Consider the following 22597-nt stretch of genomic DNA (forward strand, 5'->3'; position numbering starts at 1 on the left):
AGGGTGGAATCCCTCCGGGGCCGCCGGCGCCGGTGCGCTTTGCCGGTCAGCGGATGGACATGCCGAACGCCTTGCCGGTGAGGGGCAGGCCGTTCAGGCCGGGCTGATAGGTGGTCACCGTCGCGCCGGTGCCGCCCATGGCGTTGGACCAGGGCAGGCCGTGGACGGCGCCACGATCGGCGGGGCCGTGCGGCATGCCGATCCACAGGTGGGTGGCGGTGGCGTTCAGGTACTTGCCGACGAGCTGGGAGGCGCCGGGGGTGCCGGGCAGGCCGCGTTCGTTGCCCGCCTCGATCCAGTGGTCGGAGTCGCCCGGGAGGCCCAGCAGGGAGAAGGTCTGCACGATGCCCGCGTCCGTGGCGGTACCGATGTCCTTGCCGGGTACGCCGACAGCGAGCAGCATGGTCGAAGCGGTACCGACCTGGTCGGGTGCGGTGTTGGCGGCGGCCACCTGGGTGCCGAATCCGTCACCGGCGGCGGAGGCGCCGTTCACACCGTCCACGCCCTGGTGGATGGTGGCCAGTTCACTGACGGCGCCGGCCGCGGTCACCCGCAGCGTGGTCACCTGACCGGCCTGCGGGAACGAGGTCGTGCCGACCCAGAGGGTCTCGCCCGGCGTGCCGACCGCGAGGACGGAGTCGGTCGCCGCGGTGGCGCCGGCGGGACGGTAGGGGACCAGCGCGAGGGACGCGCCGAACAGGTCGCCCGGCTCCGTCGCGTCGCTGATCCCGTCGGTGTCCTGGTTGACACTGGCCACCGGGGTGGGGATGCCGTCCGTGTTCACCGTGTGCTTGAAGATCGCCACCATGCCGGCGTCGGCGCTGGTGCCGACGGTCTCGCCCGGGGAGCCGATCGCCAGGTGCTGGGGGTCGCCCGCGACGGACGCGCCGAACTCGTCGCCCTCGCTGATGACGCCCACCACACCCGGCGAGTCCTGGTGGATGGAGACGCTGACGGAGCCGCGCAGGTAGTAGACCAGGCCCGCGTCCACGGAACCCTTCAGGTTCTTGCCGGGCGCGCCGATCACCAGGTACGGCTCACCGGCCGCGGTCTGTCCGGCGGCCAGCGCGGCACCCAGCCGGTCGTCCGCCTCGGAGGTCCGATCCTTCAGGGCGCCGGTGCCGGTGCCCTGCTGGAGGGCCAGCGCGGCCTTGCCGTGCCCCAGCCCGTCCGGGGATCCGTAGAGGACGGTCACCGTACCGGCGTCCGCGGCCGTGCCGACGTCCTCGTAGGGCGTGCCGACCACCAGGTCGGAGCAGCCGTCCTCGTCATGGTCGACCACGGCCAGGGCGGTGCCGAACTGGTCGCCCGCCTCCGCGTCGTCCGGGACGTTGTCGAGGCCCTGGTGGATCGTCTCGCTGCCCTTGCCGCCGCCGTAGACGGCCTTGACCAGGCCGGCCTCCGACAGCCCGCTCACGGACGCCTTGGGGTCGCCGACCGCCACGTCCTCGACGGCGTCGCAGTTGAAGTCGGTCACCCGGGGCGCGGTGGTCTTCGTGGCCACCCAGTCGGCGAGGTCGTCGACCCGGGTGGCCACGCCCCCGGTGCGCGTCTCGGTGGCGTCGGCGCCGAAGCAACCACCCTGCCACGAACGGCTGTTGACGGCGGCGAGGGTGGCCTTGCCGCTCACGGTACGCACCAGCGGGCCGCCCGCGTCGCCCGCGCAGACCGCGGCGCCGTTCCGGCCCGTGACCGTGGTGGTGAAGGTGTCGGCGGCGTCCACCGCGAACGCGCCGCTGTGCAGCTTCAGCGGGGCCCACTCGTCCTTGGTGCGGCCGTATCCGGCGGCGGTCAGCGTTTCGCCTGCGGTGGGCGCGGTGGTCGCCAGGGCCACGGGGGTGGCGGTGGTGATGGGCCGGGAGAGACGGGCGAGGACCAGGTCGCGGTCGGTGCGCGGGGCCAGTTCGACCACGTTGACGACCTGGCCGGCGGTGGTACTGAGGTCGGTGCGGCCGATCGTCGCGGTCGTCTTCAGCTTCGGGGCGCCGGCGGGCACGCCGAGCCCGGCGGCCGGGTCGTCGACGAAGCAACTGGCCGCCGTGAGCAGCCATTCGGCCTGCACGAGGGTGCCGGAACAGGCACGCGTGCCGTCGCCGATGTCCAGGCGTGCGGTGTAGCCGTAGGTGGTGTCCGACGCGGCGGTGCCGGAGACGGCGTGCGCGGGTACGGCGGTCAGGACGACAGGAGCCGTGAGCAGGGCCGCGGCCAGCGCGAGCCGGACCGGTCTGGAGTGTTGGATGTTCATGACCTTCCTGGGACGAGAACGAGAACGAGAACGAGGACGAGGACTAGAACGAGGTTGAGGTCGAGGACGTGGCGGGACGGGAGGGCACTTCCGCACCCCGGTGCGGCTTGGAGATCCGCGCGGTCCGGAGTTTTGGGGGAAAAGCGTCCGCGATGCCGTGCGGTGCCGGCTGAAAGCGCCAAGAAATCCCGTCGGCCGCCGATTCCCAGCAAAAAACTCAGGCGCGAAATTCTCGGTCTGCCGTACTAACCGGTGACACGGATCTCGACGAGGACGGACCGGGCGCCGCCCACGGTGCCCTCACCCACACTCTCGAAGCCGCCCTCGGCCACCGCGACGGTGGTGGTCTCGCCGTTCGCGGTCAGGTCGGCGCTGATGGGGTGTGCACCGGTCTCCAACGCGAAGACACGCGGCAGTTCGAGTGTCAGGAAGCCGCTCGATGCGGTGGCCCGGAAGCAGTAGTTGCCCTTCCGGCCGACCGTGTCGTCCTTGACCGTGTAGACCTTGATCTGGTCGGTCGTGGAGTCGCAGTCCACCAGCAGGACGTGCCCGTCGCCCCTTTTCAGCTGAATGCCGTCCGTCTGGAGGATGCGGTCGGCTCCGGGATAGTTGTAGTCCTCGACCGCGTAGGGCGGGGTCTCGGCAGCGGCGGAAACGTCGGGGGCGGAGTCCTGGGCGACAGCGAGGGGAATCCCGACGAGTGCCGCAACGGAACCTATGGCGCAGGAGACCAGGAGACTGCGCATGCGGAATGCCACCGCACACTCCTCTCAGGCGGCCGTCCGCGGAACGCGATAACGCCGCCAGAATTGACCAGCAGGGAAATGACGGCAATGGGGCAGGCCGCTGAAACGAGTCACACCGTAACTACAGATTCGATCATCGTCAACACATTGCTTTCGCTTCTCCGTTACGGCGGAAAAGGAGAAAGAATGGACATGGGAGATGGCCTCCCGGTGGTCCGGAAGTCCTGTTCGCCCGTGCGAATCCAGAGGTCGGGCCGACCCCTCCGCTGTCGCCGCGCGTCACATATGGTCGTCGTTCAACCGGGATGGGAAACCGGTGAAGAGGGAATATTGGGAGCCATATGGCGCTGTTTCTCCGCTAATCGCCGAGTCGGCGGTGCCGGCCGTGCCGGGCCGCTCGGCAGGAGGGGCGGCGCGGCGTGCACCGTACGCCGTGCCCCCCGCGGGCCTCTCCGCCTTCGATGCACTCCCCGATCCCCCTCCGCGTCGTACCTGTCGCAAGTACTCCGTTCCGGTGGCACTGTCCGGAATTGCCCGGCGCTCGGGAACGCGCCCCCCCACGAACAGCGAACCTTGATCGTGAACTTAATGCAAGAGTGAAGCGCGAGTAAAGGACCAGTTGTTGCGTACGGACCGAGCGGGCCGTGCGGCCCGTTCGGTGTTTCGTGGCAGGGCCGGACGCGTTCACCGTTTATTTACCTGACGATCATCGTCGGGCGTGGGCGGGTGAATTCACACTCCTGCCGTCGCGGCCCGTGTCCGTCTCCCGCCGCCGTGCTCAACGCCTCGTCGGCGCGCCGCTTGACCTTGTGCAGTGCGGACGGGTCATCGAAGTGCGTTCTCCTTCCTCCGGCACCGGGGCCGGGGCCGCTGTCCGAACGGGCCGGAGAACCCTCTGCGACGCCAACGCACCAGCTCCCGCGCATGGTTCAACGAGAGGTTGATTCTCTGCCGCCTCGTTGAACCTTTCCGGGGTGCCCGTGCGTGGACCCCCGGACAGCGACCCGGGACGGCCGGGTCAGGCGAGCGACCAGGAGGCGCGGTGCCCGACTTCTCCATCGACCGCACAGCGCTGCACACGGTGCGGCCAAGGCGCGTGAACTGGCCGACTCCGGGGCGCCGCACGCGGACCAGGACATCGCCGACAAAGCCAACAGCAGTGGCCAATAGCCCCCGCGGCTCAGCGTAGCCCCTACCAGCAGTCAGGAGACAACCACCGTGGCCCCCATACCCGACGTCCTGGTCGACTACGACGAGATCGCCCGCGTCGCCACCGCCATGGGCAGCAAACTCGTCGACATCTCAACGGAGTTGAGAAACCTGGAGACCACCGTCAGCGGACTCCTGCACGACGGCCTCGTCTTCGAGGGGGCCGGCCCCGCCCTCCGGGACGCGTACACCGACTTCAGCAGCCAGATCAAAACCTCGGCCGAGAACATCCAGGAGTACGCGAACACGTTCAACGACATCGCGCAGTCGCTGTCGGAATCGGACCAGGCGATCACCACCGACGTCACCGACGCGGCCAACCGGAACGGCTGACCGCCACGGCCCGCCGTGCCCCGCCACCCGCACCGGGCGACGGGGCACGGGCCGGTTCGGCCACCCGCCGGCACCGTCAGCGGGACCTGCGCCGTGATCGACGTACCGGCCGGCGGCATCGGCGGCACCCCTTCACGCGGCCCGGAACTCGCGGCGCAGGGCCTGAAGGGCGTAGTGATTGCGCGACTTGACCGTGCCGGGCGGCACACCGAGCACCCGGGCGGCCTCGGCGCGGGTGCGGTCGTCGAGATGGACGTGGAAGAGCACTTCACGGTGCTCGGGCGACAGCCGCGCCATGGCTCCGCGCACCAGGTGCCGTTCCACCACCAGGTCGGCGATGTCGACGGCGGTGTGCGGGACGTGCGTCGGGCGCGGCAGGTCGTCCGGGCTGACGCCCACGGGGATCGCACGGTCCCGGCGGTGGGCGTCGATCGCGAGGTTGCGCGCGACCCGGAACAGCCATGCCTGCAACCGCTGGTCGCCGTGCTGGTCCAGATCGTCGGTGGTGAGCCACGCGCGCAGCATGGTCTCCTGCACGATGTCCTCGGCGCGGTGCCGGTCGCCCGAGGCGTACCGCGTCACGTACCGCAGCAGAAGTGCCCGATGACGCTCGGCGACGGGGGCGGCTGGGCCGGTATCCGGTGGAACATGGGACATGCTCTGCTCCAAAACGGAATCGGGTGGGCAATGGGGGACTGACACAGTGCTGGGGGAAACTGTATTCACGTCATATCACTTTCGTCTGGGACCCCTTCTTCGGAAAGGTGGCAAATTGGGCAGGGAAACCTCAGGAAAAGCTCTGAATTCTTGCCGGTGGGTGGACGGGGCCCTCACCGGCCCGGCGTCCCTCGGGTGCGCAATTCCTCTGCGTGGTACGACGGCTGCCCGTTTCCCGCTTCCTGCTGCCCGTTTGGTTGGCCGCCCGTGCCCGTTTGCCCGGTTCCCCTTCCGTCCGGAAACGGTTGGCGATTGCAGAGCGGGAAATCGGCGCGATCACCGGCATCCGGTACGGGGGTGCCGAACGGACGGCGAATTGGAAGGGGCGGGCCCCGTCGGGAGCGGGCGGGCCGGCAGCCCGGACCCGGCCGGGTGAGTCGCCGACGTGCCCGGAGAATCGTCGTACCCTCCACCGCGCAGGCGCACTCGGCCCGCCGGCGCCGTCAGGAACGACCTCGACCGCATTGCCGTACCGGCCGACCCCCACGACCCGACCAGCAGACCGGCCGCGGCTCCCGACGGGCCGCGGCAGGGCGGAAGGACGAACGATGACCGACCGAAGCCAGGACAGCGGGCCGACGACACCCACCGCGGGCGGCCCGTTCACCGCGGAACGCTCCGCCGAGATCGTCGCCGCGAGCCTCGCCGGCACCACCGACGACCGCCTCCGCCGGATCCTCACCTCCCTCGTGCGGCACGCCCACGCCTTCGTCAAGGACGTCGGACTCACCTCCGACGAGTGGGCGGCCGGCATCCGCTTCCTCACCGAGACCGGCCAGAAGTGCGACGCCACCCGGCAGGAGTTCATCCTGCTCTCCGACGTGCTCGGCGTGTCCATGCTGGTCGAGACCTTGGACAACCCGGCCGAAGGACGGCTCACCGAGTCGACCGTGGAGGGCCCCTTCCACCTCGTCGACTCACCGCCGCGTGCGCTCGGCGACAGCCTCGACGAGGCCGCGCAGGGCGGCGAACCGTGCCTGGTCACCGGGCAGGTCACGGACGAGGGCGGCACACCGGTCGCGGGCGCGCGCGTCGACGTCTGGCAGGCCGACGCGACGGGCCACTACGACGTGCAGCGCCCCGGAGAGGTTCCGGACCGCAATCTGCGCGGCCTGTTCACCGCCGACGCCGACGGCCGGTTCTGGTTCCGCACCGTCGTACCGAGCAGCTATCCCGTCCCCGTGGACGGACCCGTCGGCAGACTGCTCGACGCCACCGGACGCCATCCCCACCGCGCCGCGCACCTCCACGTCCAGGTGTCCGCGCCCGGCGTCCGCACCCTGACCACCCACCTGTTCGTCGAGGGCACGCCCTACCTGGACTCCGACGTGGTGTTCGGCGTCAAGGAGAGCCTGGTCCGGACGTTCGCCCGGGTCGACGACCCGGCGGTGGCCGCCGAGCACGGGCTGCCCAGCCCCTACCGCCATGCCGACTTCCCCGTCACCGTCCGGCGTGAGGCGACCGGTGACTGATTCCGACCGGCTCGAATCGCTCTGTTTTCGTTCGACTTCACGTTCTTCGCAGGCTTATCGGGCTGTCGTACGACGCCTCATACCAGAGCGGGACTGTGGGCGGGAGACTTTGTCGACTGCCCACCACACGTGACACACAGGCGACTACTGTCAGTGCCCGTCGGCAGGACAGGGCCGGATGCCCCGCGTCATCGGCCCCCTCGACCGGCACCGCGATGGCGCATGCCCACGTCGTGCACCCCGCGCGAGGAAACAGGCCCGACGGACCCGTACGAGGACACCGATGTCTCACCTCCGTGCACCGGTCTCCCGTGCCGACCGCCGAGAGGGCGGCCGCCACGGCAGACCGGTGACCCATCCCGTTCCCGCACTGCCGGATGCGCACATACGGCCCCAACTCCTGCGCCTCGCCGTACTGCCGCCCCTCGCCGTCGCCCTCAGCGCGAGCGCGGCCGTCCTGTTCACCGTCCGTGCCACCGGCGCGCGGCCCGGCCTCGTCCTGTGGAGCGTGCTCGCCGGAGCGGTCTCGGTGACCGTCGCGGGGATCGCGGTCGCCGCCGTCGCCGCGGACCGTGCCGCCCGCGCGGTGAGCGAGCGCGTCGGCGCGCTGCGGCGCAGCACCGAGCGCGGCGAGGCCGACCTGCGGGCCCTCGTGGCGGCGCTGCGACGCGGTGAAGGGGCCCCGCAGCGCAAGCCGCGCGGCGGACCGCCCGCGGACGCCGACGACTTCGAACTGCTCGCCGCCGACCTGTCGCGCGCCCACGACGGCGCCATGCACGCCGTGGTCCAGGCCGCCCAGCTCTCCAGCCAGGCCGGCAGCGAACAGAAGCTCGAAGTCTTCGTCAACCTCGCCCGGCGGCTCCAGTCCCTCGTGCACCGGGAGATCTCCATCCTCGACGAGCTGGAGAACGAGATCGAGGACCCCGACCTGCTCAAGGGCCTCTTCCACGTCGACCACCTCGCCACCCGCATCCGGCGCCACGCCGAGAACCTCGCCGTCCTCGGCGGTGCAGTCTCCCGCCGCCAGTGGAGCAACCCGGTGTCCATGACCGAGGTACTGCGCTCCGCCATCGCCGAGGTCGAGCAGTACTCCCGGGTCAAACTCGTACCGCCGATCGACGGTGAACTGCGCGGCCATGCCGTCGCCGACGTGATCCATCTGCTCGCCGAACTCATCGAGAACGCCACCGTGTTCTCGGATCCGCAGACCCAGGTGCTGCTGCGCGCCGACCTCGTCACCTCCGGGCTCGCCGTCGAGGTGGAGGACCGCGGCCTCGGCCTGCCGGTGGGCGAGCAGCGGAAGATGAACGCCCTGCTCACCGACCCTGACCAGGTCAACGTCGCCCGGCTGCTCGCCGACGGCCGCATCGGCCTCTTCGTGGTCTCCCAGCTCGCCCGGCGCCACGGCATCGACGTGCGCCTGCAGACCAACATCTACGGTGGCGTCCAGGCCGTACTCGTCATCCCGCAGGCCCTGTTGGGCCCCACGTCACGGGCGTCGGCCGCCGCCCGGAGGGTGGTGCCCGCCGGACCGGGGACCGGGGCACCGACGGCAGCGGCAGCCCGGCCGACGGCAGCGGCAACGGCGGCGCAGGACCGGACGGACGTCAGCAGGTCCGTCGACGGCAGGTCGGTCGACGGCAGCGGTGACCGGGCCGTCGGCGGCCGTGACGGCCGGCCGACGGGCGGCGCCGGTGGCCCGTCCGCCGGCAGCGGTGGCAAAGGAGGGCGGACCGGCGGCGACCGGGCCGGAACGGGTGGCACCGGCGCTCGGCGCGGGGCGGCGGACGCGGTCCGCGCCCGCTCCGAGGGACCCCCGGACCGGGCCGCGCCGGGCCACCCGGCCGAGCGGTCGGACACTCCCGCCGCGCCCTCGGCCGAACGGCGCCGGCACGCGCAGCGCGACGCCACCGGAGCAACGGCCGCCACCCCCGCGCCGCTTCCGGTGCGCGGTGCCCGCGAGGAGCGGCCCAACCCCGCGGAGGCCGTACCCGGCATCCGGGCCGCCGACCGATGGGCCGTCGAACAGCAGGCCGGCCTTGCGCCGACCCCGCGCGCCGGCATCGTGCGCGGCACCATGGAACGGCCCCGACTGCCGCGCCGCCGCGCCCAGGAACACCTCGTACCCCAACTGCGGGGCGGCCCCACGGCACGTCCCGAGCCGGTGACCTTCGCCGGGCACGACCCCGGCCTGATGGCGGCCTTCCAGCGTGGCATCGGTCTCGCCGAGACGCAGCAGCGCATGGAGTCGACACAGACATACAGGGAGCCACCGCCCACGGACGCGCCCACCACGGACGCGCCCACCACAGACATGGCGCCCCCGGACCCGGCCCGCACGGACACCGCCGCCACGGCCGAGCCGTCTGCCCACGCGGTCGTCCCCGACCCGAGCGACCGGCGTGACAGGAGCGCACCCACCGGATGACCGCACCCACCCCCACCCCCACGACGATCCCCACCCCCACCCCCGCTCTCACCCCCAGCGCGACCCCAAGGAGTCGATCCACCATGGCGAGCGATGCGCCGACCGCCCAGGTATCCGACCTCGACTGGCTGATGAGCGGCCTCGTGCAACGCGTACCGCACACCACCAGCGCGGTACTGCTGTCCTGCGACGGCCTGGTGAAGTCCGTCCACGGCCTCGACCCCGACAGCGCCGACCACATGGCCGCGCTCGCCTCCGGCCTGTACTCCCTCGGCCGCAGCGCGGGCGTCCGGTTCGGCGACGGCGGCGACGTCCGGCAGGTGGTCGTCGAACTCGACTCGACCCTGCTGTTCGTCACCACCGCGGGCTCCGGCACCTGTCTCGCGGTGCTGGCCGGCCGCGAGGCCGACGCCGCGGTCCTCGGCTACGAGATGGCCATGCTGGTCAAGAGCGTCCGCCCCTACCTGGTCACCGCACCCCGGCAGCACGCCGTCGGATCCCCGGCGATGAGGTCTTGAGGGCGACAGCGGCCGGCGAGGGGCCGTGGCTCGACGACGCGGCCGGACGGCTCGTACGCCCGTTCACCGTCAGCAACGGCCGGACCCGGCCCACCATCGCGTTCGACCTGATGTCACAGGTGATGGCCACCGGCGTCGGCGACATCGCCCACCTCGGCCCCGAACACGCCCAGGCGCTCGACCTGTGCCGGGCGCCCGTGTCGGTGGCCGAGATCGCCGCGCACCTCAGGCTGCCGGCCGTGGTCACCAAGGTGCTGCTCGCGGACCTCGTCGACTGCGGGGCGCTGACCGCGAAGCCCCCCGCCTTCTACCACAACCCCACTGACCGGTCCCTGCTGGAGGCAGTGCTCGATGGACTACGACGACAGCTCTGACCCGTTCCCCACCGCGCTCAAGATCCTGGTGGCGGGCGGGTTCGGCGTGGGCAAGACGACCTTCGTCGGCGCGGTGAGCGAGATCGCGCCGCTCAGTACGGAGGAACTGCTCACCACGGTCAGCGCCGCGACCGACGACCTCGACGGCATCGAGAACAAGGTCGAGACGACGGTGGCGATGGACTTCGGCCGGATCACGCTCGGCCCGGAACACGTGCTGTACCTGTTCGGCACGCCCGGACAGGAACGGTTCTGGTTCATGTGGGACGAACTGTCCGCGGGCGCGCTCGGCGCGGTGATCCTCGCCGACACCCGCCGCCTGGAGGACTGCTTCGCCGCCGTCGACTTCTTCGAGGAGCGCGGCCTCGACTTCGTCGTCGCCGTCAACGAGTTCGACGGCGCCCACCGCTACGGGCCCGAGGAGGTGCGCGCCGCCATCGACCTCGATCCGGAGATCCCCGTCGTCCGCTGCGACGCGCGCATCTCCAGCTCCGGCGTCCAGACCCTGCTCACCCTCGTACGCCACCTGATCGCGCACGCCCCGGCGGCCGCGCCGAGCCGCGGCGCCCACAGGTGACTCCCGCACACCGTCCATGGAGCCCGCACATGAGGTACGCCCACCGGTCCGGAGCCCGGCCATGAGCTACGAGCCGTCACGGCCGACCAGGGGACTGCTGGTCACCCCCGAGGACCGTCAGGCCCCCGCCCGCGCCCGGCGACTGCGCCTGCTCGGCCTGGGGGAGCGGCCCGAGCCCGCGCTGGACGCCTTCGCGCACCGGTTCGCCGAGCTGACCGGCGCACCGTACGCCATGGTGAACTTCATCGATGAGGAGCGGCAGTTCTTCGCCGGCCTGAGCACCCCGGCCACCCGGCCGGCCACACTGACCGGCCCGACCGGACACAGCGGTCCCGAACTGGGCCGCCGACTGCCCCGTGAATACGGTTTCTGCCCCCATGTGGTGGTCCGGCGCAAGGCGCTCGTCCTGGAGGACGTCCGCGACTACCCGCGCTTCGCGGGCAATCCGGTGGTCGACGAGTACGGCATCCACGCCTATCTGGGCGCCCCGCTCATCGACAGCACGGGGACGGCCCTGGGCACGGTGAGCGCCGCCGACCTCGTGCCCCGGCACTGGGGACGGTCCGGCCTCGACACCATCAAGGCGACGGCCGCGGACCTCGCCGCCCGACTGGAGCGACGCGAGGCCGACGGCCTCCTGCTGTGACCACGACGCCCTGCTGTGGGCACGGCCTCCTGCTGTGACCACGACGCCCGGCTGTGGGCACGACGTCCTGCTGTGGGCACGGCCCGCCTCACGACGTAGACGATCACGGCCTCGGCCGCAAGCCGAATCGCCCGTTCGGCGGCGTGTGAAGCAAAGCTGAGGCGGCGCTTTAGAAATCCTCGATGGACCGGGCCCGACGTATGGGGAACATTGCTACGTGAATCCACCCTCGTCCCCGGTACCGGCTTTCGGCATGTCCGCGACCGGGACTCACCCACAGGAGCCGTAGCGTTGAAAGCGCTGGTCAAGGAGAAAGCGGAGCCCGGGCTCTGGCTCGTGGACGTCCCGGAGCCCGCCGTCGGGCCGGGTGACGTGCTGATCAAGGTCCAGCGGACCGGGATCTGCGGCACCGACCTGCACATCCGGTCCTGGGACGGCTGGGCGCGGCAGACGATCCGCACGCCGCTCGTCGTCGGCCACGAGTTCGTCGGCGAGGTCGTGGCGCTCGGCCGGGACGTCACCGACATCGCCGTCGGCGACCGGGTGAGCGGCGAGGGCCATCTGGTCTGCGGCAAGTGCCGCAACTGCCTGGCCGGGCGCCGCCACCTGTGCCGGGCCACGGTCGGCCTGGGCGTCGGCCGCGACGGCGCGTTCGCCGAGTACGTGGCCCTGCCCGCCACCAACGTCTGGGTGCACCGGGTCCCCGTCGACCTCGACGTCGCCGCGATCTTCGACCCGTTCGGCAACGCCGTGCACACCGCCCTGTCCTTCCCGCTGGTCGGCGAGGACGTGCTGATCACCGGTGCCGGGCCGATCGGGCTGATGGCCGCCGCGGTGGCCCGGCACGCCGGTGCCCGCAACGTAGTCGTCACCGACGTCAGCGAGGAGCGACTGGCCCTGGCCCGCAAGATCGGCGTGAGCCTCGCGCTGAACGTCTCCGGCGCGACGATCGCCGACGGGCAGCGGGAGCTGGGACTGCGGGAGGGCTTCGACGTCGGCCTGGAGATGTCCGGCCGCCCCGAGGCCATGCGGGACATGATCGCCAACATGACGCACGGCGGCCGGATCGCCGTCCTCGGCCTGCCGTCCGAGGAGTTCGCGGTCGACTGGTCCCGCGTCGTCACCTCCATGATCACCATCAAGGGGATCTACGGCCGGGAGATGTTCGAGACCTGGTACGCGATGTCGGTCCTGCTGGAGGGCGGCCTCGACCTCACACCGGTGATCACCGGCCGGTACGGCCACCGCGACTTCGAGGCGGCGTTCGCGGACGCGGCCGCGGGCAAGGGCGGCAAGGTCATCCTCGACTGGACTGTTTGACTTCCCGACCGGTTCGCCCCCGCACCCGATGGAGCCCCTCATGTTCACCTCTGTACGCGACGACCTGCGCACCACCCTCGACGAGATCCGCGCCGCCGGCCTGCACAAGCCCGAACGGGTCATCGGCACCCCGCAGTCCGCGACCGTCGGCGTCACCGCCGGCGGCCGTCCCGGCGAGGTCCTCAACTTCTGCGCGAACAACTACCTCGGCCTCGCCGACCACCCCGAGGTCGTCGCCGCCGCCCACGCCGCCCTGGACCGCTGGGGCTACGGCATGGCGTCCGTGCGTTTCATCTGCGGCACGCAGGAGGTCCACAAGGAACTGGAGGCGCGGCTGTCCGCGTTCCTCGGCCAGGAGGACACGATCCTCTACTCCTCCTGCTTCGACGCCAACGGAGGTGTCTTCGAGACCCTGCTCGGCGAGGAGGACGCGGTCATCTCCGACGCCCTCAACCACGCCTCCATCATCGACGGCATCCGCCTGTCCAAGGCCCGCCGCCTCCGCTACGCCAACCGCGACCTCGCCGATCTGGAGGCCAGGCTCAAGGAGGCCCAGGACGCGCGCCGGCGCCTGATCGTCACCGACGGCGTCTTCTCCATGGACGGCTATCTCGCCCCGCTCCGCGAGATCTGCGACCTCGCCGACCGCTACGACGCCATGGTCATGGTCGACGACTCGCACGCCGTGGGCTTCGTCGGCCCGACCGGGCGCGGCACGCCCGAACTGCACGGCGTCATGGACCGCGTCGACATCGTCACCGGCACCCTCGGCAAGGCCCTCGGCGGAGCCTCCGGCGGCTACGTGGCCGCCCGCGCCGAGATCGTCGCCCTGCTGCGCCAGCGCTCCCGCCCGTACCTGTTCTCGAACACCCTCGCCCCGGTGATCGCCGCGGCCTCGCTCAGGGTGCTCGACCTGCTGGAGTCGGCGGACGACCTGCGGGTCCGGCTCGCCGAGAACACGGCGCTGTTCCGCCGCCGGATGACCGAGGAGGGGTTCGACATCCTGCCCGGCGAGCACGCCATCGCCCCGGTGATGATCGGCGACGCGGCGCAGGCCGGCCGCATGGCCGAACTCCTGCTGGAACGGGGCGTGTACGTGATCGGCTTCTCCTACCCGGTGGTTCCGCAGGGCCAGGCCCGCATCCGGGTCCAGCTTTCCGCCGCGCACTCCACGGACGACGTGAACCGCGCGGTCGACGCGTTCGTCGCGGCACGGGCCGAGCTGGTGGCGTGAACGGCCCGGACATATTGCAATAATCTCTCGCATGATCGAAGCACGGCGGCTCCACATCCTCCGTGCGGTGGCCGACCACCGCACGGTGACGGCGGCGGCCGCCGCGCTGTACCTCACCCCCTCCGCGGTGTCCCAGCAGCTCGCGGCCCTGGAGCAGGAGACGGGCCACCGCCTGGTCGAGCGGAGCGCGAAGGGGGTCCGGCTCACCCCGGCCGGTGAGATCCTGCTCGACCACACCAACGCGGTCCTCGCCCAGCTGGAGCGGGCCGAGGCGGAACTCGCCGCCTACGGCTCCGGTGAGGCCGGCACGGTCACCGTCGCCGCCTTCGCGACCGGGATCGCCCAGGTCGTGGCGCCCGCGGTGGCCCGCCTCGCCCGGTCCGCGCCCGGCATCCGCATCCGCGTCCGGGACGCCGAGGGCGACGCCAGCCTGCCCATGGTCCTGGACCGGCAGGTGGATGTCGCGGTGGCGGTCGAGTACCGCGGCGCGCCGCCCGCCGACGACCCGCGCCTGACCCACGTCCCGCTGTACGCCGAGCCCTTCGACGCGGTCGTCCCGCTCGACCACCGGCTGGCCGGTGCCGCGGTCGTCCCGCTCGCCGAGCTGGCCAAGGACCCGTGGATCGGCCCGTACCCCGGCAACCCCTGCCACGACGTGGTCGTCCTGGCCTGCGAGAGCGCCGGGTTCCAGCCGCACCTCGAACACTCCTCGGACGACTTCCGCGCGGTCGTGGCGCTCGCCTCGGCGGATGCCGGCGTGGCGCTCGTCCCCCGCTCGGCGCTGCGCGGCACGGACCTGTCGGGCGTGGTCGTCCGTCCCGTCGACGGGGTGGCCCCGACCCGCCGGGTCTTCGCGGCGGTGCGGCGCGGCGCCGAAGGACACCCGTTGATCCGCCCGGTGCTGGACGCGCTGGGCGAGGCCGCCCGGGTGTGAGCGGCCCGCCCCCGGGAGCCCGACAGCAGGGCCGCTCGCACCCGGACGGGTCGGCCCGAGCCCCGGACTCCGTCCGACCGGGGGAGTGTCAGTGGGAGCGGTTACGGTGCCTTTCATGCCCGACGCCGAAGACGTACGCCGTATCGCCCTGTCCCTGCCGGACACCACCGAGAAGGTCGCCTGGAGCATGCCCACGTTCCGGGTGGCCGGGAAGATGTTCGCCACGCTGCCCGAGGACGAGACCTCCATCGCCGTGCGCTGTCCCAAGGAGGAGCGGGACGAACTGGTGCTGGCCGAGCCGGGGAAGTTCTGGATCGCCGGCCACGAGGCCCAGTTCGCCTGGGTCCGCGCCCGGCTCGCCGCGCTCGACGACGAGGCCGAACTTCGTGACATCCTCTCCGATTCCTGGCGCCAGGCGGCCCCGCCCCGGCTGCTGGACGGCCATCCTGAGGTGGGGCTGACGGACGGCCGCTGACCGGGCTGGGCGGCCGCGGCGCGCCGTGGCATGATCCGACGGCGGCAGCGGACGTCGTGACGGAGGACGCGGTGACAGAGGACGTCGTGGCGCCGATGGCGGACGGCGACGGGGGAGCGGGCAGGGGATGACGACCGGGAAGTCGACACGGCGGGACATCGCGGTCGAAGCCGGACCCGATGGCGCGGGCGGCGAGCGCGACCGTCCGGTCTGGTCACGGGACTTCGCGCTGTTCTTCGTGGCTCGCGCCGTCGCGCGGCTGGGCGACACCATGCTGCCGGTGGCCCTCGCCGCGGGACTGCTGGAGCACGGTTACGGCGCGGGCGCGGTCGGCCTCGCGATGGCCTCGACGGCCGCCGCGTTCGCCGGGCTCGTCGTCTTCGGCGGAGTCATCGCCGACCGTTTCAGCACCCGCCGGCTGATGATCGGCGCCGACCTGGTCCGGCTCGGCACCCAGTCGCTGGCCGCCGCGCTGTTCTTCGCCGGGCACGTGGTCCTCTGGCAGGTCTGCGTGATCGGCTTCGTCAACGGCGTGGCGGGCGCGGTCTTCCAGCCCGGCGTGGCGAGCACCATCCCCCGGCTCGCCACCGACATCCAGGGCGCGAACGGCGCCATCCGGATCGCCGAGTCCGCGGCCCAGCTGGCGGGCCCGGCCGTGGCCGGCCTGCTGGTCGGCTTCGCCTCGCCCGGCGGCGTGTTCGCGGCCCACGCCACCACCTACGCGGTGAGCGCCCTGTGCCTGCTGCTGCTCCGCCTGCCCCCGCTCCCCGAGGCGATGCGCGGCACGACGACGGGCGGTATGCGCGCCTTCAAGGCCGATCTGGTCGACGGCTGGCGGGAGTTCAGGTCGAGAACCTGGCTCTGGGGCGTGATCGCCATCTGGTGCGTCTACATGATCGCCGTATCGGGGCCGACCGTTCCGCTGGTCGCGACGGAGGTGGTGCGGCAGCACGGCCCACGCGCCTACGGCCTGATCAACTCGGCCCTCGGCGCGGGTACGGTGGCCGGCGGGCTGCTCGCCCTGCGGCTGCGCCCCCGCCGCATGCTGCGGGCCGGCGCCGTCGCCCTGTTCGCGTACGCCTGCTTCCCCGCGGCCGTCGGCGCCGGTCTCGGTGTGCCGGCCATGGCGGCCGGGGCGGCCGTCGCCGGGGCCGGGATGTCCTTCTGGGGCGTGATGTGGGCGACCAGCGTGCAGACCCAGGTCCCTCCCGACGCCCTGAACCGCATCCACGCGTACGACGTCGCCGGCTCGCTGGCGATGATGCCGGTCGGCCAGGCCCTCGCCGGTCCGGCGGCCGGCGTCGTCGGCGCCGGTCAGGTGCTGCTGGTCGCCGGGGTGATGAGCCTGGTCGTCGCCGTGGCCCTGCTCTCGGTCCCCCCGATACGCAACCTGATCCGCGTCGACGCGACGGCACCGTCGGCGCACTGATCCGACGGCGCCGTCGTCGACCCGCTGATCACCGCGACGACCGGCGCGCGGAGCGCCGTACGCCCCTCAACCCCGGGCGGGCACGGCGACGAACGCCGAGATCCGTTCCCGCAGACTCGCCGCGTCGAGCCCGTGCGCGGCGGTGTGCTCCTCCACGGTCCCGTACCGCCGCAGCTCGCGCCGCCCGACCCCGAGGCCGAGCACCCGGTGCGGCAGCTCGGCCAGTGCCTCGTTCACCGCCGCCGTCGAGGTCCCGGCCAGACAGGGCTCGACGAGGACCACGTCCGTGCCCGCCGTCCCTGTGGCGCGGCGCAGCGCCACCGCGTCGAAGGGCCGTACGGTCGTCGCGTACAGGACGGTGACGTCGAGGCCCTCGGCGGCGGCGAGTACCGCGTCCAGCGCCGGACCGACGGCCACGACCACGCCGGCGCGGCCCTCCCGGACCGTTGTGAACCGCTGCCCGTCGACCTCGTGCGCCTGCCGGTTGGCGAGCGCGGAGAGCCGCACGTACACCTTGTCGTCACCGGCCGCGACCGCGCGCCGCAGCAGGGCCTCGGCCTCGTCCGGGTGGCCCGGCACGTGCACGGTCCAGCCGTCCAGGGTGTCGAGCAGCGCCACGTCGCCGGGCGCCATGTGGGTCTGGCCGTCGGTCGGCCGGTCGAACGAGGCGCCGGCGCTGACCAGCACCGCGCCCACGTCCTGGTGCCCGAGGTCGAGCTTGAGCTGCTCGAACGGCCGCTCCACCAGGAAGGGGGCGAAGCTGTGCACCACCGGACGCAGTCCGGTCAGCGCCAGCCCGGCCGCGGCCCCGACGAGCAGTTGCTCGCGGATGCCGACATTGATCACCCGGTCGGGATGCCGGTGCTGTGCCTCGGTGAAGGCGTCCTTGCCGATCTCGGCGAGGACGACCGCGACCCGTGGATCCTCGTCGAGCAACTGCGTCAGCACGGGGGCGAATCGGTCACGCATGGTCTCCATGGGGATGCTCCTGGGGCGAGTACCGGCGTTTCAGGCGGACTTGGGCTCGACCCGGGCCACCACGACATGCGGGCGGCCCGGGTGCGCGGCGGTGAAGGCGGCGTACAACGCCTCGTGGTCCCGGCCGGGAACGGTGACGGTGGACCAACCCGCCGCCTCGAAGCGCGCCGCGATCCCGCCGGGCCGGGCGTGACTGGCGGAGGCGTTGTCGACGACGACGGCATGCAGCCGCTCCAGCCCGGCGGGTCCGGCGAAGGCGATGGCCTCGTGGTTGCTGCCCTCGTCCAGTTCGGCGTCCCCGACCAGTACCCACACCCGTGCCCCTCTCCGCCCCTGGGCCCTGAGCCCGAGCGCCGTGCCCACGGCGATGGGCAGCCCGTGCCCGAGTGATCCGCTGCCGATCTCGGCGCCCGGCACCAGCACCCGGTCCGGATGGTGCCCGAGGGGCGAGTCGTAGGATCCGAAGCCGGGCAGCCACTCCACCGGGACGAAGCCCTTCGCGGCCAGCACCGCGTAGTAGGCCATCGGCCCGTGTCCCTTGCTCAGCAGGAACCGGTCCCGGTCCGGATCCGCCGTCCGCTCCGGCCCGGCCCGCAGCACCCGGTCATAGAGCACCCACAGCACGTCCAGCGTGGAGGTCGCCGCCGGTCCGTGCTTCTCGTCGCCGGTCATCAACCCCATCAGCCGGGGCAGATCCTCGTAGGCGTACCCGCGTCCGCGGTTCTCGGTGAGCGTCACACGACGACCATGCGACCTCAACCGCGGTTCAGGTCAAGCACCGGCCTGAGGGCGTGGCCCGCGCCGAACGAGCGCGCGACCACCGACCCGAGTGCGGTATGGTTCCTCTACGCGTTTACCTGGGGAAACCCCAGGCCGAACGGGACCGGGACGTGGCGCAGCTTGGTAGCGCACTTGACTGGGGGTCAAGGGGTCGCAGGTTCAAATCCTGTCGTCCCGACGGTTAGCACATCGATGGTGAAGGGTCGTTCTCGAACGGCCCTTCACCTCTTTCCGGCCGAAATCCCCGGCGGGCGGCCCGGGGAGTCCTGTCCTGACGGGGCGTCCGGTCAGGCCGGACCCGACGGACCGCCGTCGGCGTCACGCACGGGAATCAACAGGCAGAACCCGGCGACGATGAACAGCCTCAGGCCGGCGCTTCTCCTGACACCTCACCCCCGACCGCTTCCAGACACCGGCGACACCCGTCCACGGGCCGGTGCGACACGGCCACGGGAGGGGCATCGGCTCCGCCGCCCGCATGGCGCATTGGGTACGGTCCGGCAGAAAACGCTTGGACTTCGCCGCCGCACCCGCGGGACACTGCCGGTCCTCCTGGTCCGCTCCTTACGCACCCGGCCGCCGTGGCGCGCCGCGTGGGGGTGCGGGCTTTCCTACGACATCACAGGGTTGGGATGGGACCGCCTGATTCAGAGGTGACACAACCGCGCAGGGGCTCGGTGCTCCTCGCGCTCCGGTACTACGGGCGGGAGCTGGCGCGGCTGCGACGGCTCACGGTGCCCGCGATGCTGCTGCCGGCGCTCGGCAACATCGGCATCGCCTACGTCGGGCCGCTGATCGTCGCCAAACTAGTCGCCGACATCGCCGAAAACGGCCACCTCGGCATCCGCGCGGCGCTGCCGTACGTCCTCGGCTTCGCCGGCATCCTGCTGTTCGCTGAGGCGCTGTGGCGGATCGGACTGCACTGCCTGAACCGCATCGACGCCCTCGGCATCGAGCACCTGTACGTGATCGGCATGGACGAGCTGTTCGCCCAGGACGCCGCGTTCTTCCACGACAACTTCGCCGGGTCGCTGACCAAACGGGTGCTGAGCTTCGCCACCCGCTTCGAGGAGTTCGTCGACACGCTGACGTTCAACGTGGCGGGCAGCTTCGTGCCGCTGATCTTCGGCTCGGTCGTGCTGTGGCGGTACGAACCGCTGCTCGTGGTCGGCCTGTTGACGATGATCGTGGTGACCGCGGTGTGCGTGGTGCCGCTGATCCGCCGCCGCCAGGCCCTGGTCAGCCGGCGCGAGGAGGCGATCGCCCGGGTGTCCGGCCATGTCGCCGACAGCCTGATGAACATGGACACGGTCCGGGCGTTCGCCGCCGAGGAACGCGAGGCCGCCGAGCACCGCTCCCGCGTCGCGGCGTCGCGCCGGCTCACCCTGCGGTCCTGGGACTACGGCAATCTGCGCATCGACACCCTCGTCGCGCCCATGTCCGTGCTGACCAACGTGCTCGGTCTGCTGATCGCGGTCGCGTTCGCCGGGCGCGGGCACGGTGTGGAGGCCGTCGTGGTCGCCTTCACCTACTACACCAACGCGACACGGATCATGTTCGAGTTCAACCAGATCTACCGCCGGCTGGAGAGCTCGATGACGGAGGCCGCGCAGTTCACCGAACTCCTGCACGGTACGCCGACCGTCCTCGACCCGGCGGCGCCCGAGCCACTGGCGTCCCGTCCCGCCGAGGTCCGGTTCGAGCGGGTGACCTTCGCCCACGGGGGCGCCGCGCCGCTGTTCGAGGGCCTGGACCTGGCCGTGCCCAGCGGGGCGAGACTCGGGCTCGTCGGCCGGTCCGGCGGTGGCAAGACCACGCTCACCCGGCTGCTGCTGCGGATGACGGACATCGACTCCGGCCGGATCCTGATCGGCGGTCAGGAGATCAACCGGCTGCGCCAGGCCGACCTGCGTAGCCTGATCGCCTATGTGCCCCAGGACCCGGCGATGTTCCACCGCACGCTGCGGGACAACATCGCCTTCGCGCGGCCCGACGCCACCGACGCGGAGATCCGCCGCGCGGCCGAGGCGGCGCACGTCACGGAGTTCGCGGACGCACTGCCGGACGGCTTCGGGACCATGGTGGGCGAGCGCGGCGTGAAACTGTCCGGCGGACAGCGCCAGCGGGTCGCCCTCGCGCGGGCGATCCTGCGGGACGCGCCGATCCTGCTGCTCGACGAGGCGACCAGCGCCCTCGACTCGGAGAGCGAGACCCTGGTCCAGAAGGCGCTGTGGCGGCTCATGGAAGGACGGACGGCACTGGTGGTGGCGCACCGGCTGAGCACGGTGGCCGCCATGGACCGGCTCGTCGTGCTCGACCGCGGGCGGATCGTCGAGCAGGGCACCCACCACGAACTGCTCGCGGCTCAGGGCGCCTACGCGAAACTGTGGCAGCACCAGTCGGGTGGCTTCCTCGACGGCACCCCGCCGCGGGCCGACCTGCACTGAACGACCCGGCGTACGTCGGTCAGGACACCTGGCCGACGTACGCGAGGGCCTGCTTGAGCAGCACCCCGTGCCCGCCCGGCATCTCGCTGTGCACCGCCTCCGACGCGGCCTCCTGCGGGGTGAACCACACGAGGTCCAGCGCGTCCTGGCGGGGGCGGCAGTCCCCGGTCACCGGGACGACATAGGCGAGGGACACCGCGTGCTGGCGCGGATCGTGGTACGGAGTGATCCCCACGGTCGGGAAGTACTCGGCGACCGTGAACGGCTGGAGCGAGGCCGGGACCCGTGGCAGCGCCACCGGACCCAGGTCCTTCTCCAGGTGCCGCAACAGGGCGTCGCGGACCCGTTCGTGGTGCAGGACCCGGCCGGAGACCAGGGTCCGGCTGACCGTGCCGTCCGGCCCTATGCGCAGCAGCAGACCGATGCTGGTGACCTCGCCGCTGTCGTCCACGCGCACCGGTACGGCCTCGACGTACAGGATCGGCATGCGGGCGCGCGCCATCTCCAGTTCGTCGGAGGTCAGCCAACCGGGTGTGGTTTCGGTCATGTCAGACATTGCTCGATCATACTTTCCGGGTGTGGTGGGCGCTCAGTCGCGGGCGGGATCGGATGCGGGCAGTCCGTACAGGCGGCGGGCGTTGTCCCGGCCGGCCCAGGCGGCGATCCGCAGGGCGTCGGGCAGGCTCAGCTCGTCCGCGTCCACCCGGTCCTGCAGCAGCGCGGCGAGCCCTTGCCTGAAGCACAGTGCGCCGAGGTGGTGGAACTCGGCCACACCGTACGCGTCGGAGCTGTACAGCAGTTTGCGGAACGGGGTGATCTCCAGTGCCTCCGCCAGGATCGGCCCGGCCCGGACCGGTCCCGCGTGGTGCAGGGCCAGCCCGACGTCGAGGTACACCTGCTCGAACACCGAGGCCAGATAGGCGGCGTTGCGCTGGTACGGCCAGCAGTGCAGCAGCAGGACCGGCACGGTGCCCCGGATCAGGTGCAGCCAGTCCGTCAGCAGGGCGGGGTCGGCACGGTGCAGCCGGATGTCGTCGTCACCGAACCCGGTGTGCAACTGGAGCGGCAGCCCCAGGTCGACGGCGGTCCACAGCAGATGCCGCACCAGCACCGGGTCGGCCAGCCGGCCGCCGGCCGCGAGCCAGCGCCGGGCCGCGCCGGTCACCTCGTGGTCCGCGGGCCGCACCGGGTCCAGGGCGAAACCGGTGCGGTAGGCGGCCACCGACTTCACCGCGACCACGCCCGGGCGGCGTACGGCTTTTTCGGCGGCGGTCCGGAACACGCGCGCGTACTCGCCCGCCTCGACGCCCCGGCCGGCCACCGACTCGGCGATCCCCTCCAGCCGTACCACCTCGTACGCCGTCGCGCCCGCCGTCCTGGCCAGTTCGGCGGGGGAGGTGAGGGGGAGCGGGGTGTACCCGGTGTCGACGCAGAACGCCTCGGCCGCCGCGGCCGACAGGAGGCGCCGGTTGACCTCCGCCCAGCCCAGGGCGGTGCGCCGGGCCAGGTAGTCGGCGGCGGGCGCGTGCCGGGGCAGGTCGAGCAGGGGCGCGCAGTGCCGGCGCACGGCCACCCCGACGGGCGTGTCGAAGGCCGAGATGCCGCTGCCGGGCCAGGTCTCGCCCTCGGTGAGCAGGGACTCGAACGCGGCCGGCGCGAGGTCGGCGGTGACGGCGCCGTGGCAGTGGTGGTCCACCAACGGCAGCGCGTCGAGCGCCTCCCGGACCGCGCCCAC

At 72.1% G+C, this 22597-nt stretch carries 20 protein-coding genes and 1 tRNA gene; 14 read left to right on the forward strand and 7 right to left on the reverse strand.

Going from position 1 to position 22597, the window contains the following annotated elements:
• Positions 1 to 46: 46 nt before the first annotated feature.
• On the reverse strand, positions 47 to 2245 hold the full coding sequence (locus tag ACFC09_RS12380) for a trypsin-like serine protease (protein WP_376526346.1): 2199 nt from the start codon (positions 2243 to 2245) through the stop codon (positions 47 to 49).
• A gap of 245 nt (positions 2246 to 2490) precedes the next feature.
• On the reverse strand, positions 2491 to 3003 hold the full coding sequence (locus tag ACFC09_RS12385) for a hypothetical protein (RefSeq protein ID WP_376526349.1): 513 nt from the start codon (positions 3001 to 3003) through the stop codon (positions 2491 to 2493).
• 1206 nt (positions 3004 to 4209) lie between these two features.
• Here ACFC09_RS12385 and ACFC09_RS12390 point away from each other — a divergent pair.
• Positions 4210 to 4533, forward strand: coding sequence for a WXG100 family type VII secretion target (locus tag ACFC09_RS12390; RefSeq protein ID WP_376526352.1), 324 nt, complete (start codon positions 4210 to 4212; stop codon positions 4531 to 4533).
• Between the two features lie 132 nt (positions 4534 to 4665).
• Here ACFC09_RS12390 and ACFC09_RS12395 read toward each other — a convergent pair whose 3' ends face one another.
• A complete protein-coding gene (locus tag ACFC09_RS12395; RefSeq protein ID WP_376526355.1) occupies positions 4666 to 5190 on the reverse strand; it encodes a sigma-70 family RNA polymerase sigma factor in 525 nt (174 codons plus the stop codon).
• 608 nt (positions 5191 to 5798) lie between these two features.
• Between ACFC09_RS12395 and ACFC09_RS12400 the strand changes: the two genes are divergently transcribed.
• The 11 genes from ACFC09_RS12400 to ACFC09_RS12450 all read left to right on the forward strand — a co-directional run bounded on the left by ACFC09_RS12400 (position 5799) and on the right by ACFC09_RS12450 (position 16657).
• Positions 5799 to 6722, forward strand: a complete 924-nt coding sequence (locus ACFC09_RS12400) for a dioxygenase (protein ID WP_376526358.1) — start codon at positions 5799 to 5801, stop codon at positions 6720 to 6722.
• Between the two features lie 283 nt (positions 6723 to 7005).
• A complete protein-coding gene (locus ACFC09_RS12405; RefSeq protein WP_376526360.1) occupies positions 7006 to 9150 on the forward strand; it encodes an ATP-binding protein in 2145 nt (714 codons plus the stop codon).
• A gap of 83 nt (positions 9151 to 9233) precedes the next feature.
• Positions 9234 to 9668, forward strand: a complete 435-nt coding sequence (locus tag ACFC09_RS12410) for a roadblock/LC7 domain-containing protein (protein WP_376526778.1) — start codon at positions 9234 to 9236, stop codon at positions 9666 to 9668.
• A complete protein-coding gene (locus tag ACFC09_RS12415) occupies positions 9665 to 10042 on the forward strand; it encodes a DUF742 domain-containing protein (RefSeq protein ID WP_376526363.1) in 378 nt (125 codons plus the stop codon). Before ACFC09_RS12410 ends, ACFC09_RS12415 begins: the two co-directional genes overlap by 4 nt.
• A complete protein-coding gene (locus ACFC09_RS12420) occupies positions 10020 to 10619 on the forward strand; it encodes an ATP/GTP-binding protein (protein ID WP_376526366.1) in 600 nt (199 codons plus the stop codon). Before ACFC09_RS12415 ends, ACFC09_RS12420 begins: the two co-directional genes overlap by 23 nt.
• A 61-nt stretch (positions 10620 to 10680) precedes the next feature.
• Positions 10681 to 11265 (forward strand): GAF domain-containing protein, encoded by a 585-nt coding sequence (locus ACFC09_RS12425; RefSeq protein ID WP_376526368.1) that lies wholly within the window; start codon positions 10681 to 10683, stop codon positions 11263 to 11265.
• Between the two features lie 291 nt (positions 11266 to 11556).
• Positions 11557 to 12585, forward strand: a complete 1029-nt coding sequence (gene tdh, locus ACFC09_RS12430; RefSeq protein WP_376526371.1) for an L-threonine 3-dehydrogenase — start codon at positions 11557 to 11559, stop codon at positions 12583 to 12585.
• A gap of 40 nt (positions 12586 to 12625) precedes the next feature.
• Positions 12626 to 13819 (forward strand): glycine C-acetyltransferase, encoded by a 1194-nt coding sequence (locus ACFC09_RS12435; RefSeq protein ID WP_376526374.1) that lies wholly within the window; start codon positions 12626 to 12628, stop codon positions 13817 to 13819.
• A gap of 31 nt (positions 13820 to 13850) precedes the next feature.
• Positions 13851 to 14753 (forward strand): LysR family transcriptional regulator, encoded by a 903-nt coding sequence (locus ACFC09_RS12440; RefSeq protein WP_376526377.1) that lies wholly within the window; start codon positions 13851 to 13853, stop codon positions 14751 to 14753.
• Between the two features lie 115 nt (positions 14754 to 14868).
• Positions 14869 to 15228 (forward strand): MmcQ/YjbR family DNA-binding protein, encoded by a 360-nt coding sequence (locus tag ACFC09_RS12445; RefSeq protein ID WP_376526379.1) that lies wholly within the window; start codon positions 14869 to 14871, stop codon positions 15226 to 15228.
• A gap of 127 nt (positions 15229 to 15355) precedes the next feature.
• Positions 15356 to 16657 carry an MFS transporter gene (locus ACFC09_RS12450; RefSeq protein ID WP_376526382.1) on the forward strand — a complete coding sequence of 434 codons (1302 nt, stop codon included), beginning with the start codon at positions 15356 to 15358 and terminating at the stop codon, positions 16655 to 16657.
• 66 nt (positions 16658 to 16723) lie between these two features.
• Here ACFC09_RS12450 and ACFC09_RS12455 read toward each other — a convergent pair whose 3' ends face one another.
• Together ACFC09_RS12455 and ACFC09_RS12460 are read right to left on the reverse strand one after the other, a co-directional pair.
• Positions 16724 to 17635 carry a transketolase family protein gene (locus ACFC09_RS12455; protein ID WP_376526384.1) on the reverse strand — a complete coding sequence of 304 codons (912 nt, stop codon included), beginning with the start codon at positions 17633 to 17635 and terminating at the stop codon, positions 16724 to 16726.
• 30 nt (positions 17636 to 17665) lie between these two features.
• Entirely contained in the window at positions 17666 to 18316 is a 651-nt protein-coding gene (locus ACFC09_RS12460; protein WP_376526781.1) for a transketolase, read from the reverse strand.
• 203 nt (positions 18317 to 18519) lie between these two features.
• Here ACFC09_RS12460 and ACFC09_RS12465 point away from each other — a divergent pair.
• Positions 18520 to 18593: transfer RNA gene (locus ACFC09_RS12465), tRNA-Pro, on the forward strand.
• A 454-nt stretch (positions 18594 to 19047) separates the two neighbouring features.
• Positions 19048 to 20862: an ABC transporter ATP-binding protein gene (locus ACFC09_RS12470; RefSeq protein WP_376526387.1), complete on the forward strand. Its 1815-nt coding sequence runs from the start codon at positions 19048 to 19050 to the stop codon at positions 20860 to 20862.
• 19 nt (positions 20863 to 20881) lie between these two features.
• Here ACFC09_RS12470 and ACFC09_RS12475 read toward each other — a convergent pair whose 3' ends face one another.
• Complete coding sequence (locus ACFC09_RS12475; RefSeq protein WP_376526783.1) at positions 20882 to 21409, reverse strand: NUDIX hydrolase family protein; 528 nt, start codon at positions 21407 to 21409, stop codon at positions 20882 to 20884.
• Positions 21410 to 21451: 42 nt separating this feature from the next.
• Positions 21452 to 22597, reverse strand: a complete 1146-nt coding sequence (locus ACFC09_RS12480) for an amidohydrolase family protein (RefSeq protein WP_376526391.1) — start codon at positions 22595 to 22597, stop codon at positions 21452 to 21454.

Source organism: Streptomyces sp. NPDC056161, from assembly GCF_042268025.1.
In the GTDB taxonomy this organism is placed as follows: Bacteria; Actinomycetota; Actinomycetes; order Streptomycetales; family Streptomycetaceae; genus Streptomyces.

Coding starts and splice junctions, on each gene's coding strand:
- ACFC09_RS12470 (WP_376526387.1), top strand. CDS start 19,048: ATGGGACCGCCTGATTCAGAGGTGACACAACCGCGCAGGGGCTCGGTG.
- ACFC09_RS12455 (WP_376526384.1), bottom strand. CDS start 17,635: ATGGAGACCATGCGTGACCGATTCGCCCCCGTGCTGACGCAGTTGCTC.
- ACFC09_RS12460 (WP_376526781.1), bottom strand. CDS start 18,316: ATGGGGTTGATGACCGGCGACGAGAAGCACGGACCGGCGGCGACCTCC.
- ACFC09_RS12420 (WP_376526366.1), top strand. CDS start 10,020: ATGGACTACGACGACAGCTCTGACCCGTTCCCCACCGCGCTCAAGATC.
- ACFC09_RS12410 (WP_376526778.1), top strand. CDS start 9,234: ATGGCGAGCGATGCGCCGACCGCCCAGGTATCCGACCTCGACTGGCTG.
- ACFC09_RS12380 (WP_376526346.1), bottom strand. CDS start 2,245: ATGAACATCCAACACTCCAGACCGGTCCGGCTCGCGCTGGCCGCGGCC.
- ACFC09_RS12405 (WP_376526360.1), top strand. CDS start 7,006: ATGTCTCACCTCCGTGCACCGGTCTCCCGTGCCGACCGCCGAGAGGGC.
- ACFC09_RS12440 (WP_376526377.1), top strand. CDS start 13,851: ATGATCGAAGCACGGCGGCTCCACATCCTCCGTGCGGTGGCCGACCAC.
- ACFC09_RS12445 (WP_376526379.1), top strand. CDS start 14,869: ATGCCCGACGCCGAAGACGTACGCCGTATCGCCCTGTCCCTGCCGGAC.
- ACFC09_RS12450 (WP_376526382.1), top strand. CDS start 15,356: ATGACGACCGGGAAGTCGACACGGCGGGACATCGCGGTCGAAGCCGGA.
- ACFC09_RS12400 (WP_376526358.1), top strand. CDS start 5,799: ATGACCGACCGAAGCCAGGACAGCGGGCCGACGACACCCACCGCGGGC.
- ACFC09_RS12395 (WP_376526355.1), bottom strand. CDS start 5,190: ATGTCCCATGTTCCACCGGATACCGGCCCAGCCGCCCCCGTCGCCGAG.
- ACFC09_RS12425 (WP_376526368.1), top strand. CDS start 10,681: ATGAGCTACGAGCCGTCACGGCCGACCAGGGGACTGCTGGTCACCCCC.
- ACFC09_RS12475 (WP_376526783.1), bottom strand. CDS start 21,409: ATGACCGAAACCACACCCGGTTGGCTGACCTCCGACGAACTGGAGATG.
- ACFC09_RS12435 (WP_376526374.1), top strand. CDS start 12,626: ATGTTCACCTCTGTACGCGACGACCTGCGCACCACCCTCGACGAGATC.